Source organism: Olivibacter sp. EAT-5, assembly GCF_044784325.1.
In the GTDB taxonomy this organism is placed as follows: Bacteria; Bacteroidota; Bacteroidia; order Sphingobacteriales; family Sphingobacteriaceae; genus Olivibacter; species Olivibacter oleidegradans.
Map to the genome: position 1 here is coordinate 707,493 of NZ_CP173028.1, position 19,909 is coordinate 727,401.

Below are 19,909 nucleotides of genomic sequence, written 5' to 3' on the forward strand. Positions count from 1 at the left end.
TACTTTTTACTTTTTACTTTTTACTTTTTACTTTTTACTTTTTACTTTTTACTTTTTACTTTATCCAAATGAAAACAATTGAAGAAAGTATTGTACAAATAAAAAAATATCCAGTCATTCCGGTTTATTACCATGATGACCTGCAAACATGTTTAGATACCGTGAAAGCATGTTATGATGGCGGTATTCGCGTCTTTGAATTTGTTAACAGAGGTGGTCAAGCCTTGGTAAATTTTAAAGAATTGAAAGCTTTTCGCGACGCGCAATTACCGGAATTACACCTAGGCATAGGCACCATTAAGTCGGCGAAACAGGCTGAAGACTACCTTTCCTTGGGAGCTGATTTTATCGTAAGTCCAATTGTGAAGCCGGAAATTGCTGCAATTACATTGGACGTAGACGTTCTATGGATACCCGGATGCATGACTCCTACAGAAATCAATACCGCAGAAGTTCTAGGAGCACCCCTGGTAAAATTGTTTCCGGGAAGCAGTTTAGGCCCAGACTTTCTAAAAGCTATTAAACCGCTTTTTCCTGACATGCTTTTTATGCCTACAGGTGGAGTTAATCCTGATGAAAATAGTATTTCCAAATGGTTTGCAGCAGGTGTTAGTGCGGTAGGTATGGGCTCCAAATTATTTGAAAAGCCAGCTGAGGCAGCCGGCTTTCAATGGCTAACTGACAAATGCAGAGAAGTTATGAACTTTGCTTCTGTCTAATTTGACTTGGATCCCAATGGACGATCCGCTTTTCGTTATAACTGATATTCGCCGCTAAAGCTGGTCCTGCGGTTCGCATGGCAAACTCAGGACCTTCTATGGCAACACCTTTAGTCCGTATAGCATTAAACCAGTCATCAAAGTGGTCCACGCGCATATCGTAACCCTTGGGCGCCTGAAAAATATTTTCGCCTACTGATAATACCTGTGGTCTGATGCCCTGATATTTCTCATTGTATTGAGACACAAATTCCTGTTGCACTTTCTCGGGAAAAGTTTCAAAAGTGTCCCAACCTCCGTAACCAGGTGCTTGTGGAAGCTTTTTATTTCGAATACTGACACTATTTCCATCCAAAACCATTTCTCCTTCATTACCTACAAGGCGCATGCTATCACCCCCTCCGGAACCATCCACAAAGTTAACGCGTAAAGAAAGGTTGAAAGCGGGATGCTGCTGCGTTTCAGGATAATCAAATAACCCCAACATCAAGTCCGCCACGTCACGTCCGTCTTTCCAATAATTCAGCCCTCCGGTTGCATAAATTCTCTCCGGCCCCAACGAGCCTGTAATGGTATGCAAGCGAGTAAACAAGTGCACAAATAAATCACCTGCCATGCCTGTACCATAGGCTTGATAATTTCTCCATCGGAAAAAACGTACCGGATCAAAAGGAAGCGCCGTTGCTCCGCCTTGAAACGTTCTCCAGTCGCATGTAGTTTCTGAAGCATTCGGTGGAATGGAATATTGCCAAGCGCCCTTTGCATCGAATCTATCGGTATAAACTTCCACAAAATTCAGCTTTCCGATGGCTCCTTGTTGGTATAACTCTTTTGCCTTATGAATAACAATAGAACTTGCCCATTGACTTCCTACCTGAAAGGCTACTTTTGTATTCCGATGTTCCCGAATCAAAGCTTCGCCTTCTTCAATTTTATGCACCAACGGCTTTTCACAGTATACAGCCTTCCCTTTTTTCATCGCAGCGATCGCTTGCCGGGCGTGCCAATGATCCGGTGTAGAAATGATCACCGCATCAATTCCCGGGTCATCTAAAATCTCCTCGTAGTGACGCGTTGTTTTAACATGGCTACCATACAACTCATTTAACTTTTGTAAATGTCCGTCATAGCAGTCGGCCCCGCTAACTAGCTCAATCCCCTCTCTGCTTAGTGCCGCTTTTAGGTTGCCAAACCCCATAATACCCAAACCTATTGCTGCAATATTAATCCGGTCATTAGCAGGTACTCTCCCCCGCTTCTTTAAGATTTGAACGTGCTTATCGGCAAAATTCGTTGCTGCACTTAATAAACTCGGACTTGCTGCTGCCAGCACAGCAGAACCACCCAATTTTTTCAGAAACTTTCTTCGGGAATTGTTATTGTCGGTTTTATTCATTGTTTAGCTTGCTTAAAATATCGACTAAAATAGATCAGGATATTCTTCGTCCTTGTTATTTAGCTGATTTTGTATTGAACGAGATACTTATCAGCCTACTAGAAGTGTTAAAGCTAAAATAAATATTTAAGCGAAACAAAAATTTCCCTCCATTTGCAACATCAATTTTACCAATCTTTACTTTACCTTTCAGGCTCCCGATGTTTTAGTTGCCCTTTAATTAGCCATATTTCCGTTTGACCTTTACCAAAGGCATTGGTGGCCGTCAGGGCAACAACAGTACCATCGGAGGTAACTGCTAGGCTATTCCATAAAGCCGATTTATCTGGAGGAATAAGAAAAGGCGTCGTGCAATGCTCAAAATTAGCAGCAAACCGATCTCCGACCACTACTTTCATGTCAGCATATTTCATTTTATTTTTTCGCCCTTCGGTCCCTTGGTAGGAAAGCAGCGTTAGCCCGTTTTGTGTTCGGCACAAATATGGGGCACCTGCATAAATCGTATCTGCCAGCTTATGCTTTAAGGCATAAGCACGATTCGAATCCTTAGCCAGCACCGGATAAGCTCGATCATTCTTTGCATTCCCATAAATTATATAGGGCTTGAATTGCTGCATTCCATTATCTTCGATTGCAATTGCCAACCTATGATCGTCAATTAGTAAGGGTACCGGCATACCATCACGAAAACCAGCTCTAAAACTTACAATCGTTGGCACTTTAGACCAAGTTAAGCCATTATCAAAGGATGTAAATCGCGAGATATTCTGTTCATCGCTGCTTAAGTACAAACCTTCGTTAGCAAAAAACAGTTGGATTGCTCCGTCTGGCAATTGTATAGCAGCTGGTTCCCAACAGCCGTTTTTAAATTCATTTCCCGCTTGATAAACTAAACGTTCATCATGCCAGGTTAATCCCAGATCGTTGCTTTTTTTTGTTCTGATCTCAAAGTGATGTTCCGTATTATTCTTTGTTGGTCTTGGGTTGTACATAGCTAAAAGTGAACCATCTTTCAGCTGAATCATGCTCGGAACGCACATATTCACGCTCGGTTTACGTTCTGCTACAATACTGATTCTTTTCCACGAATTGCCTTTGTCCACGCTTTCAGCGCATACGATATTCCCATCCGATTCGTAAATGCATAGCCAAGATTGATCCTGCAGCTCAATCATTCTAGGATAACTCGTGTAATGCTTGGCCGGGGCCGATACTTTTCGCATCGAGCCCCGATCCCAAACAATAGGCTGTCCATATATCTGCGTTGCACAAAAGCAAAATAGAAACACTAGAAGAAAGGCACCTCTCATTGATTTGATCGCTGATTAATATCCCGAATTCTGCTTTAAGTTAGGATTATTTAACACCTCGATTTGCGGAATTGGCAGACGAATATGTTTACCAACCACGAAATTCTTAAAATCCGGATCCCGCTCGGCAACAGCTGCCACCTTCTCTTGCGTTTCCAAATCACCCCAACGCTTCAAATCTGCCCAGCGCACACTTTCTCCACATAGTTCCAATTCCCGCTCCATCTTCAGTCGTTCTCTAAAAGCATTGGCATCTTGTGTTGCAGCGGCATGATTAACCGCCAAGTTTGGTAATCCTACACGGCTCCGCACCTGATCAACATAGGTAATCGCCTCGCTTGTACTTCCCAACTCATTCAAGACCTCTGCATAGAGCAACAAGATATCAGCATAACGTACCATACGGAAATTATTTTGCGCATAGTAATCCTCGTTATCGCGAAAGTAATCTCGGGCATATTTACGAAACCAAGCTTCATTCGCGTCCCATTGCCAACTTCTGCCATATACTTTATCGCCAAAATCCGCTTCCAAAGCGGGATAGAATAGGGTATAACGCAGTCGAGGATCAATGTTTCCGTCGACTGTTTTTTCCTTCTTAAACTCATCTACAATCCAGTAACGCGCCTGACCATCTGACCAACCGATACTCCTTGGCGCGAAGAATTGTGCACGCTGACTGCTCATCATTTGGCCGGGGCCATCGGCATCCTCCGGTGTTTTGTTTACGTCCGAAAATTGAATTTCAAATACAGACTCGCTATTATTTTCATTAGTGTGGGTAAAATTGTCCTGAAAATCGCTTACCAAGCTATATTTACCATTACCTTCACCGGTAAAGAAATAATCCAAGGCTTGTTTAGCTTCTGCCCATTTATGCTGTTGCATATATGCCCTTGCCAAATAAGCGTTGACAGCACCCTTTGTCGGCCGTCCGACATTATTGTCATCCCATTCAACCGGGAGCACTTCCAGGGCCTCTTTTAAATCCTTTTCAACCTGCGCCCAAACTTCTGCCAAGGTGCTTTGAAGAGGCAAATCATCAGGCTTAGAAGTTTTGAGAACCAGCGGAGCATTCTCCCATAATAAAGCCGCGTAATAATAATGTAATGCTCTTAAAAACTTAGCCTGCCCTAATATTCTGTCTTTTTTTACCTGGTCGGCAAAAGTGATATTTGGCACATTATCTAATACTTGATTGCATCGAAAGATAGCCTTGTACGTATCCTTCCAAGTGAAGACATTTCCTTCGCCGAAATTGTAATTCACATATTGAAATCGCGTCCAATCGCCTAACTCTATCCAAGGACTTTTGCTAAATCCTTCGTCAGAAGTAAGATCCAATCGAAAGTATATCCATCTCGACCACAAAGCCGGTTTATAAAACATAGCATAAATAGAGTTGACACCTCTCTGGGCATCCTCCTCCGTTTTCCAGAACACGTCCGTCGTCGGTGTGTTCGGGTTTTCTATATTCAATAGATCCTTTTTACAACTTCCACAAAGCGTTAAAAGGGAGATAAAGAGCAATATATATAAGCCTTTCATGATGTATCCTAATTAAATTTAAAATCCAAATTGCAAACCCAGCGAATAGGTCTTGAGATTTGGATAACTAAAATTGTCAAACCCGCGTTCGTATATATTCGTATTGTTAAACTCGGGGTCGAGCCCCTTATAGCCGGTAAAGGTCAGCAGGTTTTGTCCCGAAAGTGTTACCTGTCCGCTTTGGAAGCCAATGCGTTTCAACCAGCTTTCAGGAAGTGTATATGATAAACTGATGTATTTAAGACGCATAAAATTACCGCTTTCAAGCCAGCGGTCGGTGTCTCCGCGCGAGTTCAACGTAGAACCGTAGTACATTCTTGGCACATCTGTATTAGGATTTTCAGGCGTCCAGGGTTGTATGCCGGCGCGATAATTGGAGTTATCATCAAAACGATCTACTAAGCTGTGATAACCGTTGTAAACCGTAGCGCCGAAAGCACCGAACCAGTTCATGGTAAGAGAAAGGTTCTTATAAGAAGCACCTAGATTAATTCCCAGTTCAACATCTGCCCAAGGAGATCCTAGCACCAATTTATCATCATTTGTAATCTGTCCATCACCATTGTGGTCTTTGAACCGTATATCACCTGGTTTGGCCGAAGGTTGTATAACTCTTCCCTCTGCATTCTTATAATTGTCTACCTCCTCTTGGGATTGGAAAAGCCCATCCGTTTCCAGCACATACCACATACCGGCAGATTGCCCGACTTGCGTGACGGTATTCCCCACAAAAATGTTGTTCCGACCATACCCTAAGCTTGTCACTTTGTTTTTGAGCGTCGTAATATTGGTGTTTACATAATACTTAAACTCTCGGCTGCTTTCATTATAACCCAAAGAAAGTTCAAAACCGGTATTTTTTAGACTTGCAGCATTGGCTATTGGTGGTCTTCCATCATGGCCTGTTGTCAATGCAATAGGCATGGCCGTTAAGACATCCTTCGTATCGGCAATAAAATATTCGGCTGTTAACGTAATTTTATTATTGAATAACGTAGCGTCGACACCGAAATTCTTTTGCGTCAAGGTTTCCCAGCGAAGGTCAGGGTTAACCAGCGCGACCTGGGTAGCACCGGGATAAATCAACTGATCACGACCCATGGCGATAGTCGAAAATGTGTTGATAACCGCTAAGTAATCCCAATAATTGGCACTACTATTTCCAGCTAGGTCTGTACTCGTCGTGCTATTTCCAAGCCGTCCATAACTAGCCCTTAACTTTAAATCGTTAACCCATTCTTTCTGAAAGAATTTTTCATTACTGATTCGCCAAGCTCCTGATATGGAGGGAAAATTTCCCCATTGATTGGATCGACCCAAACGAGAACTTCCGTCGCGACGGATAACACCATTTAATAAATAACGATTATCGTAGTTATATTCAATACGCCCTAAGTAAGATAAAATAATAGCTTCTTGCCGATACCCCCCTGCTTGCGGCTCATTTCCCTGATCGAGCTCACTGTAATAGCCGCCCTTTCCATCAGGGACTAAATTCCTTTTCATCCCGGAGATACGTGCATATAAATCCCGTTGATAGGTTTGACCAACTACCGCGTTGACCGAATGTTTACCAAAGTCTTTATTAAATGCTAGCGTATTTTCTACTAATATCGATTGAAAGCGAGCACGATATTCATCGGCGATGGAAGGTTGAAATTCTTGATTTAAGGACCAGTTACCCTGCTTTCGTAAATGGGCATAATGATCGCTGCTAGTTTCGTAACCTAAGTTAAACCGATACTTTAGAAATTCAACCGGCTTCAACTCAGACCAGACATTTCCGCGAATGCGTAGATTTTCGTTATACCGATCATCCAAATCAGCAATCGCCACGGGATTGCTACCAAAGGTCCGCGCCCTCCGTTCATCACCATATCCATATCCTCCCGGGTTATTCGGGTTATATACCGGAATGGTGGGCAAAAGCCGTACGACATCTGCAATAGGGTTGCCCGACATTTCATCAGCTTTTGCATTGCTGATTGCTAGGTTCTCACCGATACTAAAAATACCCTTTGTACCTTGTGTATTTACGCGAAAGCTTATGCGATCAAACCCGGTGCTGATTACGGTTCCATCATTTTTGAAATAATTCCCCGATACCAGGTAATTACCACTCTCTCCACCGCCCGAAAAAGTGAGATTCAAATCTTGCATGTTCCCTGTGCGGAAAGCCGCATCCTGCCAGTCGGTATTTTGACTTAAATCTAAATCTTGTCTAGTAGCTCCTGCATTGTCATAGGCCATATAATTAAGTCTGGCAAACTCTTCTGTTTGCGCCAACTTGTAGCGAGGTGTAGTTTGCGCACTCGTTGTTCCCGAGAACTGTACCTTCATCGGCCCTTTGGCTCCCTTTTTTGTTGTGATGATGATTACACCGTTAGCAGCGCGCGAACCGTAAATTGCCGCAGCAGAAGCATCTTTCAAAATTTGTACGGACTCGATGTCGTTGGGATTAAAATCCCGATTGGCGGTTGTAATCATTCCATCAATCACGTAGAGTGGATTGGTACCGCTTAAATTTTTCAAACCACGAATTTCCACTCTGGCTTCCGCTCCAGGCCGTCCCGCTCCGCGCACTTTAACACCCGACGCCAGTCCCTGAAGCGCTTCTCCCATGGTTGTTACTTGCCTTTTTGTCAATTCAGACGTTTTTACCACCGAAACGGCGCCCGTTAAATCCCGTTTCTGTTGTGTACCATATCCTACTACTACTACCTCATCAAGCGAATTTTCTTCAGGCAAGAGGGTTACATTTATTTCCTCCTTTCCCTGTAAGGCAACCTCTTGTGTGGTATAGCTAACATAGGAAAAAACCAAAACGGCTTGTTGATTGGGAACTTCAATACGGTATCGCCCCTCTTGATTGGTTGAAACACCCGTATTTGTATTCTTAACCTTTACACTTACGGCGGCTAAAGGTGCGCCTGATTCGTCCCGGACTAAGCCGGTGATGGTGGTTTGCGCCCACAGGCAAACCGAAAGGCAGATGAAGAAAATCAGTAAAAAGAATACCTTCATTACACTGCCCTTTCCATTTAACAATTGACTAGTATGCATACGTTCTCATTGGTTAGTAAAAAAGGAGCGAAGAACTCCCTCGTCGATAACCAAAGGTAGGTGCTGCATGCTTGTTAATGCTAAACGAAGCGTATCAATATTTCAGCATATTGTGTCAATTTAGCTGTATCAAGAAGCTTCCAAATACCCATTCAATTGCACTCAGACGAATCTTAAGCAATCAACATACTGACAAGTTCCTACAAGAAAAAAAAAACGGTTAGTTTCGCTGTTTAAGATTCTCTACATATTCTGAAGGAGAAACGCCGAATTGCTTGTGAAAATTCCTACCGAAATGGGTCTGCGAACTATATCCTACCATTTCAGCTATCTCATATATTTTCAATCCGCCTTCAGCCAACAATTCCGCAGCCCGCTTAAGTCGAGCAACATTAATCAGTTCATTCGGGGTTAAGTTAGATATTGCTTTAATTTTCCGATATAAGGTAGGCCTGCTCATACACATTAAGTCGGCTAAATGCTCCACGTCTAGATTTGGATTTTCCAATCGCTGATGAATCAAATCGTTTAATTTCTCGAGAAACAATTCATCTGACTTCGAATGGGCCATCGTTTTTATGTGTACCAATGGAGAGGATGCAAAGTACTCGCGCAACTTATTCCGATTGGCCAGCAAATTGGCAATTTGAACTTGCAGGTACTCTGGAGAAAACGGTTTTTCGACATAAGCATCCGCACCCAGTTCCAGCCCTTGTATCTTGGATTGCAACGTATTTTTTGCTGTTAGTAGAATAACGGGAATATGACAGTATTCAACGGTAGATTTGACGGTCTCACATAAAGCATAGCCATCCATTACGGGCATCATAATATCACTGATGATGAGCTGTACACTTTCATCCGCTAAAAAGTTCAAAGCCTCTCGTCCATCATTAGCGGTAAATACTTGATAATGTTCCTGCAGATCATCTGCTAAAAAATCCAAGATCTCACGGTGATCATCTACCAGCAGCAAAGCAGGTTTGTTTGTAGTGGTTTGTAGGGTATTTATCATAGATCAGATTCTTTATGGTTAAGTGGTAGCGATAATACAAATGTATTAAAGTTTTCGTTATTCTTAATATCTAAAATCAAGCTGCCTCGATGCATTTCGGCAAGCGAACGCGCTAAAGCTAGGCCCAGACCACTACCAACAGATTTCGTATTCCCTTTGATCCGGTAGAAGGGCTCAAAAATTTTCTCTTGTAGATGGGGAGGTATTCGTTCTCCATCGCTAGCGATAATGACTCGAAAAAAGAGTTCTTCCTTTTGTAAACGAATAACAATTTTACTAGCCGCATATTTAAGGGCATTATTTAATAAGTTGCTTAACATTTTGTCTAAGGCTTCTACATCAACATATACCCATAATTCCTCCTTTAACACTTCTAACTTAATCTTTATACGCAACTCCATCGCTGTTGGACCGAGCCTTTCTACTTGATCTTTTAGAAATTGTGTTACCTCAAGATGTTGATAAGTGAGCACAAAGGCTTGTTCCTCGGTTTTCCTAAAATCTAACAGTTGCCCCGATAGCTCCAACAAACGATTGGTATTCTTTTCCATTATCAACAAATTCTTTCGAATAGTCGGCACTTCGTCCACTTGTTTAATAATTTTCTCCATAGGTCCCTTTATAAGGGTCAAGGGTGTTCTTATTTCATGTGCAACTTGCGTGAAGAATTCTATTTTTGCGCGATACATTTCCTCTTCTTTTTTATGTGCAAGCTGTTCCAATTTTAACCTATTCTTTTCCCGCAGACGGCGGTGATAGGAGCCTACGATATAATAGATTAATACTATAATCAATACGGTATATAAAAGATAAGCCGCTTTACTAGCCCAAAATGGCGGTAAAATATGAATGGATAAGATTGCCTCCTTCCCGATACGGGCCCCTAAACTATTGATTGTACTAACCCGAAAAATGTATTCGCCGGGTGGTAATTCAGTAAAGTAAGCCTTTCGGTTTGCCTGAAGGTGGGTCCAGTCGGGATCCAAGCCATCCATCTTGTAAACATATTCTGTCATTTCAGGAGATGTATAGCTAAGCGCAGCGAAGTCGATACTAAAGGTAGATTGGTTATGTCTTAAAATGATGGTATCGGTAAACGTAATCGACTTTTTCAAGGGCGAGCCGTTTTCACCAATCGTCAGGTCTTTATTATAAACCTGAAATCCGGTAAAATAAACGGGTGGTACAAAGGATTTGTCTTGCAATCGCCGCGGATTGAAACGAATTAAACCCTTTACGGTACCAAAGTATAACATACCATTTTGTGCTTTATAAACGGAATTATAGTTAAATTGATCGCTTAAAAGCCCGTTTGCAACTCCAAAAAAACGACTGGTATTTGCGCGCGGATTAAAACGGATCAAGCCTTTTGATGTACTGATCCAAAGGTCCCCATGATTATCTTCTTGTACTGTACATACCAATAGGCTTTGCATAGATTGAGGAAATTGATACTGCTTAAACTTTCCCAACGACTTGTCCAGGCGACAGAGCCCTTCCTCGGTAGCGACCCAGAGCTGTCGGTCTTTTGTTTCCGTAATGTAAGTCACACGATTACTTGTCAACGTAGCGATATTGCCCGGTTGATGACTATACCTTCCTCTATTACCTGTTTTAGGATTGTAAAAGTATAAGCCATCTCGCCAAGAGCCCGCCCAAATCGTACCTTCCCGGTCTTCAAAAAGCGATGTATAAAAAATATTCGACGGAAAATTACGTACAAGTTGAAACCCCTCTCTTTCATATAAATATTCATAGATTCCTCTGTCTGTCGCCAATAGTACTTCGCCGGAACGGAGGCGTAACATGGTATAAATGAAATTACTTCCCAAATGGAATGGCGCATTGGAAGCAGTATACTGTTTAAAAACTTCGCCGGTGGATATACGCATAAGGTTTAAGCCTTGGTGAAAGGTTCCCACCCATAAAGTATCCCCAGTCGCTAATAAGCCATGAATATTGGAAGAAGATAGTTCTTGAGGTTTACCTTGAACCGAAAAATGTTCAAATCTTCCGCTTGTCAGCGACAATTTGTTTAATCCACCATTTTCCGTTCCGATCCATAAATTTCCATAGCTGTCTGCCGTTATTTCACGAACAGCACTTCCTATAAGACTATTCTCTCCTTTTTGCGGGAAAAATTTCTCAAAGAAAGTATGCTGCTTATGATAATAACTGACACCTCCAAACCAAGAGCCAACCCAAATACCGCCTTCGGTATCACGACAAATAGTATAAACAGCGTTATCACTGATGGACCATTGATTATTATCTTCCTTTTTTAAATGTACAAAGCGTTTGTGTCGATCTTCGTAGATGAAAACGCCCAGCTCAGTAGCTGCCATATATTGCCCCTCATCCGTCCTTTTGATATCATGCACATAAATGGGCAGTTGATTTTCACTTTTTTTTAATAGATCCTGATAGGATCCGTCTAGCGGGTATAATAACTTTAGTCCTTCCTTAGCCGTGCCGATCCAGAGCCTTTCTTTGTTCTCGTCCCATAAAAGACATGTAACCGGTCTCGAACCGATGGACGATTGTTTTCCGAAAACTTCAAAGCGTTTTGTCTTTTCCCATTTAGGTTCAAGCAGCTTAATTTCACCATTGCTAGAGCCGACCCATACACCCGTTTTACTTACTGACACTGCATCTACTGAACTCATTCCTAGCTTTCCGAAGTTCTTAATTTGCCCTGTTTGGGTCTGGTATCGGACTAAGGATGAAAAGGCCGTATACCAGATATTACCTTCCTCGTCTGCTTGAATATGAGCGATCGCCGCGTCTTGATGATGAACAAAGTGGCTGAATTTCTCCGTAAGTGGATCATAGATATAGATTCCTAAGTCGGTCCCAACCCAAATATTCCCGAGGCGATCTTCAAACAGGCTGTGTATAAAGTTATTTCCTAAGCTAAGTGAATCCTGTGGATTGTGGTTAAAGACCTTAAAGGTGTAACCATCGAATCGATTGAGACCATCGCGTGTACCAAACCACATAAAACCTTTACTATCCTGCATGCTGCAAATAACCGCATTATTAGAAAGGCCGTTTTCAACCTGATAATGCTTGAAGTAATAAGGTTGACAATACAGTAGTTTTACGAACAGGCAAAACAGGAATACGCTGATTAGTTTTTTTATCATGGCTAATTCAAACTTAATATTTCTTTTCATTTCGAACAAGGTCGCATCTGACTTTTAGTATGAATGACTATCAATAAAACAGGACTTTAGTCAGCTTTTATTCGGACCTTGTTCGGATCTCATTCGGATACAGACAAATAAGGTCTTATTTATATTCAAATAAATTAATAATTGGTTAAGTGGTGATATGCTCGTTGATAGTACCCGTTCTTAACGCTTCTATGCTACCTGGCCTGGGCGAGACATGTAGCGAAAGATAATTTGTCGAAAGTTTGATACAATCGGATGAGCCACTTTTCCTTTCATTTTACGTTATTTGAGGTCTAATAACCAATTATTACATGAGGCGCTTTATTTTTTCGATTCTATCGATTTTGTTCATCCATTATTCGTTCGGGCAGGCCATCAAGAACCCGATCATCAATAAAGATTTTCCTGATCCAACCATTATTTACACTGAAGGATTTTATTACGCTTATGCAACCAATAGCAATATCGATGATAAACTAGCCCATATCCAGGTGGCCCGTTCCAAAGATCTTCAAAATTGGACTATTTTAGGCGACGCTCTCCCCGAAAAACCAAGCTGGGCGGATCGCGATTTTTGGGCTCCTCACGTGCTATTTGATAGTGCCATAAATCAGTTTGTGCTTTTTTATTCCGGCGAATCGGGGAACGGAAAATGCCTAGGTGTCGCTTACGCTAAACACCCCGCTGGACCGTTTAAGGATTCGGGCAAACCTTTGTTATGTGGAGAAGGGTTTGTGAATATCGATCCTATGGCCTTTATAGACCCTAAAACCAAAAAGAAACTACTTTATTGGGGGTCAGGTCATGCGCCGATTAAGGTGCAAGAAATGACGGATGATTGGTCAGCATTTCGTGAGGGCTCAAAATCGATTGACGTTATGCATCCGGAACAAGAAGCACAATACGATAAATTAATTGAAGGAGCATGGGTAGATTACCACCAAGGCTATTATTATCTTTATTATTCAGGTGATAATTGCTGTGGGCCTCAAGCCAGTTATGCGGTGATGATCGCTCGTGCAAGAAACCCCTTTGGGCCCTTCGAACGATTGGGTGTTTTTGAGGGGTCTAACAGGAGTGTTTTGCTTGAAAAGGATAGTTTATGGCTGGCTCCGGGGCATAATTCCATTTTCCGCGATCCGAGGGGCAATATCTTTATCGCTTATCATGCCATTCCCATCAATCCCAACACGGGCAAACCAGATGGCTACGGACGTGTAGCCCTTATCAAGCGAATCCATTATCAGGAGGGCTGGCCTAAGATCGAAGATGCGAGCACCCATTCCGCACCGCTTACTTTAGCTGATCCTCACATTTTCTATGACAATGGCACCTACTACTTGTACGGTACTGGAGCACCTGATGGTTTTCAAGTATATAGCTCCGTAGACCTCGAAAACTGGACAGGTCCTGTTGGTCGCGATCGTAACGGTTACGCTTTGCATAAAGACCATACATTCGGCACAATGGGCTTCTGGGCGCCGCAGGTCTTTAAATATAAAAATAGGTTTTACATGGCTTATACTGCTAACGAACAAATTGCGATCGCTAGCAGCGATAGCCCACTTGGTCCTTTTACGCAAGACACAAAACGCGCCCTCAATGGACCTACCAAACAAATCGATCCGTTTATATTTTTTGATAAAAATAAAGCCTATCTCTATTTTGTGCGCTTACAGGATGGCAATCGGATCTACTGTGCGGAATTGTCAAATGATTTAAGTCAAATTAAAGAGGAAACTGCCAGCGAATGCCTTCGTGCCGATGAACCTTGGGAAAATACATCCGACGCGCGCTGGCCTGTTACGGAGGGACCTACCGTTATTAAACATGCCGGACTTTATTATCTTCTATATTCAGCCAATGATTTTCGAAACCCCGATTATGCCGTCGGTTATGCCACTTCATCGCATCCCATGGGGCCGTGGAAAAAGCATCGAGGCAATCCCATTATAAGTAAAAGATTAATTGGGGAAGATGGCGCCGGCCATGGAGACCTTATTCAAGACAAGCAGGGTAACTTGCATTATGTATTTCATACCCATTTCAAAAATGGGCAGGTTGCACCTAGAAAGACAGCATTTATTGGTCTTAAATTCAAGCATAGCGGAAATCCGCCCATCCTTCAAGTCGATTCGAATTCCTTCAGGTTTTTAACAGTAGGAATAAAATAAGGTAAATAGCTGTTAAAACAGCACGAGAAAAGAGTTATTTAAATACAGGAGCCTTTTGTTTGGCAGAAGAAGTTCCTTGCCCTTTTATTTCAGGCCAACCATCTTTCCAAAACAAAGGTTCCATGAGTAGGACTCGACGATCCGTACCATTGCTTAACTTTCCTTTCCGGGCATTGAAACCATGATACAAGAACCAGTCCTGCCCATTGTCATCACTAATAAGACGGGCATTATGCCCTGTTCCTACAAACCGGTCATTCCCTTGAATCAGTAAAGTACCTCGTCCTCTTTCAGTAATTGGGTACCCCTCTTTATCTAGATAAGGTCCTAATAAATGCTTTGATCTTCCAACAAGCACATGGTATTTGCTGTTTAAGCCTTCACAGCAAGAGCCCTTTGAACCGAAGAAGTAGTAGTAATCATCCTCCTTATGAATCATAACCGCTTCCCAATCGCCAGCTGCTATTTTTGTTTTTTTGTGGATGTCAGCAACCGATCTACCATCTTCGCTAAGTTCAATGGCATAAGTTCCTTGTGTTGGTAAATCGCTGAAACTTCCCCAAAAAAGGTATTTTTTACCTCGATCTTCAAAGAAGCATGGATCAATAGAATTTGGCACATCCACCTCTGCGCTGAGAAATATTTTTCCTTGATCTATAAAATCTCCATTTAAGGAGTCGGCAATTGCCAAACCGATACCAGGGTTAGGATCTCCCCAAGTAGAAAATGCGTAGTACATGTAATATTTCCCATTTACTCGATTTACATCTGGTGCCCAAATACCTCCCTTTTCTTTCCATTGCGGTTTTTGCCGCAAAGCATTTTTCACGTAACGCCATTGGGTTAAATTCTTTGATTGCAACATGGGTACCCATCGCGGCCCTTTTCCATCTCCCCAGTCGTCAGCTGTGCCGAATGCATAAAACAAACCCGTCTTTGGATCCCTTATGACGGATGGATCTGCCAGTACAGGTTCGAATACCGGATTGCCATATCGATCAGGCTCTTGAGCAGCACATTCGAGCGCAAAACAGAGCAGCGAAAAAAGGAGAAACTTACGCATTCTACACCCTATTTAGTAACGGAAAAGACGTACTCCGAAGTCGTTTTGTAGACCTTGCCCGGGTCCAGAATGATCGACGGAAAGTCCGGTTGATTTACGGCGTCCGGAAAATGCTGAGTCTCTAGAGCAAAAGATGTTCGATAGTCATCCTTCACGCCGCTTTTCAGGGTATTTTGTCCCTTCATAAAATTGCCTCCATAAAACTGCAATCCCGGTTCGTCGGTAAAGATCTGCATAACAATGCCACTCTTATCACCCGTAACAGTAGCTGCTAAACCATACTTATTCCCTTTGTTGAGTACAAAATTATGATCGTACCCACCTCCGAATTTTAATTGCTCATTGTCCTGATCTACGCGGCTACCAATGGCTTGCGCTGTTGTGAAGTCAAAGGGCGTATTCTTGACAGAAGCTAAATTACCCAGCGGAATCAGGGTGCTGTCAACTGGTGTATATCTATTTGCGTTTATTTGTAAAAGATGATTATTAATGGTGCCCGAGCCTTCCCCGTTCAGATTAAAGAAAGCATGGTTCGTAAGATTAACGGGCGTGCGTTTATCAGTAGTTGCCTCGTAATCAAACCGCAATCCATTATTGGCGGTGGCGGTATAGGTTATTTTAACTTCTAAGTTTCCTGGAAAATTTTCCTCACCATCGGGTGAACGGTATCGCAAAACAAGTGAAGAGTCGCTTGCTTGTTCTGCATCCCACACTACATCCTGAAACCCTTTTTTTCCGCCATGCAAGGTGTTTTGCCCATTATTGGTAAAGATACTATATGCCTTTCCATCCAATTCAAATTTCCCTTTCGCTATCCGATTCCCTACACGGCCGATCGTAGCACCATAATATGGCTCTGAAGAGGCCTTGTATTCCGCCGCTGTCGCAAAACCTAAAACGACGTCGACAGGCTTACCATCTTTATCCGGTACGGTTAAACTGACAACTCTGCCACCATAATTCGTGAGTGTTGCGGTTAATCCCTTTCCATTGCTGATTGTATAAAGCTTCGCTTCTTTACCATCGATTTGGCTATCAAACGCTGTTGTTTCTTTTACGCTGTGCTCATTTGCGTTGTTTTCTCTTGCGGGGTTATTACACGAAAGGGCTATACAGCCCAACATGTAATAAACATAGTATTTTATCTTCATATCTGTCTTCATGAGGTGGGACTAAATTTGATTCTTCATCTCGATTTAGTCCCATTTTTTCAATATAACCCTTATTGTATAGACTGTTGATAGAGCGTCTGATGCAGTTGATTCAACTGTGTTTCAGGAATCTTGATCACTTCACGATCATAAGTCATCATTCCGTTCGTTTCAACCTCCACATCCGTTGTTTGGGTATATACACCAGCCGATAATCCTAATGGGATCAATCGTTTTAAGTCTTCGATCAGTTTAGTATAACGCTTTAAAAGCTCCTCTTTATTTTTAAAGCTTTGGTATCCCCAGTTATTTTTTTCCTGCCAGGTATGACCTTCTATTGGCAAACCTAAACCACCAAATTCGCCCAGTACCAATACTTGTTTTTCGCCAAATAATGCTGGGTCGGGCATCGAAGGATCAGGATAGTTGTGAATATCCAAAATATGTCCTGTCTTCAAGAAATTGCCTCCGCTGGCACTATTAACCAAACGTGACGGATCGTATTGGATAGTCCATTCGGTAATCTCCTTGGTCTTAAATTGTCCCCAAGCTTCATTAAATGGAACCCACACAACGATACTGGGGAAGTTATGCAAAGCGTCCATGATAGCTTTCCACTCTTTCTTGTGATAGGCTTCTGATTCAGCGGAACGTTCTTTATCCAAGTTATACCCTGAGAGCTGCCCTGGATGATTGTCCCAACGGTTACCGCCTAAATCGCCACTTGGCATATCCTGCCATACCAGCAAACCAAGACTGTCGCAGTAACGGTACCAACGAGCAGGTTCTACCTTAATGTGTTTACGGATCATATTAAAGCCCATTTCTTTTGTCTTTACAATATCAAACAATAGCGCTTCGTCGGTTGGGGCCGTGTACAAACCGTCGGGCCACCACCCTTGATCCAATGGGCCATACTGGAATACGAACTCGTTATTTAACATTAACCGCTGAATACCTTTACCATCCTTGGCCATGGATATTTTACGCATGGCGAAATAGCTTGTCGTCTCATCTATTACCCTTCCTTTCCGAAGAACCGATACGCGTAGATCGTAAAGTTTAGGGTTCGATGGCGACCATAACTCTACGCCGGGGACCGATAAATTTGCTTCTGACCCTGCCGTTACAGTCTGTTCAGCCAGAACTTTATCACCATCCAGTGCAAGCACTTTAACCTGATCACCGCTTTGGCTGCCCTCTACTTGCGCGTAGAATGTTAGCGATTTTTTGTCGACATCCGGAGTTTGCTTTGTATGAGCTATATAGGTTTTTGGAACGTTTTCCAGCCAAACAGTTTGCCATATACCGGTAACGGGCGTATACCAAATACCTTCCGGATTTTTCACCTGCTTACCACGTGGTTGAGGCCCTTCATCCGTTGGATCCCACACTCGGATCGCTATCTCTTGTGTCTTTCCTTTTTTAAGGTATTTGCTGATATTAAAATAAAATGGATCGAAACCACCTTGATGACTACCCACTTGTTGGCCATTTACGTATACGTCACATTGCCAATCTACTGCTCCGAAATGCAACAGTACATCTTCCTTGCTATTTACGGCTTCTAATTTAATGGTGTTTTTGTACCATAAAGCTTGATCTTTACCAACCGTTTTTCCAACGCCTGATAAAGCAGATTCAACGGCAAAAGGGACAAGAATCTGTCCTTGGAAATTACTTGGTATATTTTGTTCTGTTTTCGAAGTTATGGCGTATTGCCAAAGGCCGTTCAAGTTTTGCCAGCCCTTCCGTACAAGCTGCGGCCTAGGATATTCTTGTAGCGTTTCTTTCGGATTTACTTTCTCTGCCCAAGGCGACATGATTTTATCGCCAACAGGCTTCCAATTTGCGTCTTGCGCCACAGCGAACTGCGAACTAATTAAAAGTAAGGATCCAAAAATCAAGTTACGTGTCATGCGTTCTTTTATATGTGAATAAAATATTAATTTGTTGCTTTAGTAAGCGATTTGATGAAGGCAACCTCCTCTTTACTATAAGGTGTGCCATCTTTTCTTAAAATGTCGTGAAACCAAACCTTAGGCGGCGCGTCGTAAGACTTAGACCAGCTATCCCATGCATAAATGGTTTGTGTTTTCCCATCGACAAAACCCCAATTGTAAGCCCCTACATTATATTTCTTTGCAATGGGCAAACTACCTTCAAAAGTACTCTTGTTTGGCCGGGCCATGTATTCTGTACATAATATAGGCCGCCCGTACTTTTCCAACTGCTTAATGCGCGCCTCAAAAGATGCGGGATCTTCATAATTGTGGAAGCTAATAATGTCTGACGCTTCCAATTGCAAACGCTGTATTTCGGTCAGTGCCGTTGAATCAGACCAGTCGCCGCCATCCCATAAACCAGACGTTAGGGGCTGGCTTGGCTGACTAGCACGCGCCCAATCGAAGGTTTTTTTGAGCAACTCGTAAACATACTTGTCCTTATTCTCTAATTCTACTTTTCCGTAAGAACTTTTATTGGGATTATTGGGCTCATTCCAAACATCCCAACCTAAAATGCGATTGTCTTGGGCGAAATGCGTCACAACCCCTTTAATATAGCGTTCCAATTTAGGGTATTGGGTACTATCTTTTAACACTTCCGAACCAGGACTTTGCACCCATCCCGAGTTGTGGACATGTGGTTTTGGGGCGCGTTGCTTTCCTAATTTTGGAAAAGGGTCCCAGCAAGAGTCGAAAAATACAAAAAGTGGTTTGATATGATGCTTATCGGCAATTGCCAGAAAAGTTTCCATTCTATTCAAGAAGCCCGCACTGTCTTGCTCATAAAGTAAATCATGAAGATATACGCGAACTGTGTTAAAGCCTAGATCCGCCGCCCAGCCTAATTCCTTATTGATAGTCAAGGTATCAAAACTATCCGCTTGCCACATTTCCAGCTGATTAATCGCCGTACTTGGACTAAAATTGCAGCCCACAAGCCAAGCTTGCTTTTCATACCATTCGTTGGCGTCTTCTGTCGACCAGCGCGTTTCCGCAGCTTCCTCGGTATGTTCATTTTCTTTTTTATTATTGGTTGACGAGCAGCCCGTCAGCCATCCTCCGGCGAGAATAAATGAAATACCTAGTAATAATGTTGATAGCTTCATATCGATTTGCTAATTGGTTTGTCGTTTGATAAAAAATCTTCCAACCAAAGGAAATGATTATCGTACGATAAACCAATTAGCACTGTGTCAATTTTTCTTTATATTGTCTCAATTTAGCTGTCAGACTTCAGCAATCAGCTTTCAGATTTAATTTATTTTAAGAGTTAAAACTTCGTTTCAAA

12 protein-coding genes are annotated in these 19,909 nt (G+C 42.4%); 2 read left to right on the top strand and 10 right to left on the bottom strand.

Annotated elements, in window-relative coordinates; translation table 11 throughout:
* Positions 1-68: 68 nt before the first annotated feature.
* The gene (locus ACH11B_RS02950; protein WP_130858055.1) at positions 69-719 is read left to right on the top strand and encodes a bifunctional 4-hydroxy-2-oxoglutarate aldolase/2-dehydro-3-deoxy-phosphogluconate aldolase; all 651 of its coding nucleotides are present in this window, start codon (positions 69-71) and stop codon (positions 717-719) included.
* Here ACH11B_RS02950 and ACH11B_RS02955 read toward each other — a convergent pair.
* From ACH11B_RS02955 to ACH11B_RS02980, 6 genes are all read right to left on the bottom strand, one after another.
* Positions 697-2,115, bottom strand: coding sequence for a Gfo/Idh/MocA family protein (locus ACH11B_RS02955; RefSeq protein ID WP_130858056.1), 1,419 nt, complete (start codon positions 2,113-2,115; stop codon positions 697-699). The genes ACH11B_RS02950 and ACH11B_RS02955 overlap by 23 nt on opposite strands.
* Before the next feature lie 182 nt (positions 2,116-2,297).
* Positions 2,298-3,290: a sialidase family protein gene (locus ACH11B_RS02960; RefSeq protein ID WP_168204604.1), complete on the bottom strand. Its 993-nt coding sequence runs from the start codon at positions 3,288-3,290 to the stop codon at positions 2,298-2,300.
* A gap of 150 nt (positions 3,291-3,440) precedes the next feature.
* Positions 3,441-4,973, bottom strand: coding sequence for a RagB/SusD family nutrient uptake outer membrane protein (locus ACH11B_RS02965; protein ID WP_130858058.1), 1,533 nt, complete (start codon positions 4,971-4,973; stop codon positions 3,441-3,443).
* Positions 4,974-4,991: 18 nt separating this feature from the next.
* Positions 4,992-8,036, bottom strand: coding sequence for a TonB-dependent receptor (locus ACH11B_RS02970; RefSeq protein WP_130858059.1), 3,045 nt, complete (start codon positions 8,034-8,036; stop codon positions 4,992-4,994).
* Positions 8,037-8,256: 220 nt separating this feature from the next.
* On the bottom strand, positions 8,257-9,051 hold the full coding sequence (locus ACH11B_RS02975) for a response regulator (RefSeq protein WP_130858060.1): 795 nt from the start codon (positions 9,049-9,051) through the stop codon (positions 8,257-8,259).
* The gene (locus ACH11B_RS02980) at positions 9,048-12,197 is read right to left on the bottom strand and encodes a two-component regulator propeller domain-containing protein (protein ID WP_377611611.1); all 3,150 of its coding nucleotides are present in this window, start codon (positions 12,195-12,197) and stop codon (positions 9,048-9,050) included. The genes ACH11B_RS02975 and ACH11B_RS02980 overlap by 4 nt, the downstream gene beginning before the upstream one ends.
* A gap of 341 nt (positions 12,198-12,538) precedes the next feature.
* Here ACH11B_RS02980 and ACH11B_RS02985 point away from each other — a divergent pair, with 341 nt between their 5' ends.
* Complete coding sequence (locus tag ACH11B_RS02985) at positions 12,539-14,401, top strand: family 43 glycosylhydrolase (protein ID WP_377611613.1); 1,863 nt, start codon at positions 12,539-12,541, stop codon at positions 14,399-14,401.
* Between the two features lie 34 nt (positions 14,402-14,435).
* Here the strand turns inward: ACH11B_RS02985 and ACH11B_RS02990 are convergent, their stop codons facing one another.
* From ACH11B_RS02990 to ACH11B_RS03005, 4 genes are read right to left on the bottom strand one after another with little or no spacing between them, the layout of a single operon-like run.
* A complete protein-coding gene (locus ACH11B_RS02990; protein ID WP_377611615.1) occupies positions 14,436-15,464 on the bottom strand; it encodes a family 43 glycosylhydrolase in 1,029 nt (342 codons plus the stop codon).
* 8 nt (positions 15,465-15,472) lie between these two features.
* Positions 15,473-16,627 carry an aldose epimerase family protein gene (locus ACH11B_RS02995; protein ID WP_377611617.1) on the bottom strand — a complete coding sequence of 385 codons (1,155 nt, stop codon included), beginning with the start codon at positions 16,625-16,627 and terminating at the stop codon, positions 15,473-15,475.
* A 59-nt stretch (positions 16,628-16,686) separates the two neighbouring features.
* Positions 16,687-18,534: a glycoside hydrolase family 2 protein gene (locus tag ACH11B_RS03000; protein WP_377611619.1), complete on the bottom strand. Its 1,848-nt coding sequence runs from the start codon at positions 18,532-18,534 to the stop codon at positions 16,687-16,689.
* 26 nt (positions 18,535-18,560) lie between these two features.
* The gene (locus ACH11B_RS03005) at positions 18,561-19,727 is read right to left on the bottom strand and encodes an endo-1,4-beta-xylanase (RefSeq protein WP_130858064.1); all 1,167 of its coding nucleotides are present in this window, start codon (positions 19,725-19,727) and stop codon (positions 18,561-18,563) included.
* Positions 19,728-19,909 lie beyond the last annotated feature (182 nt).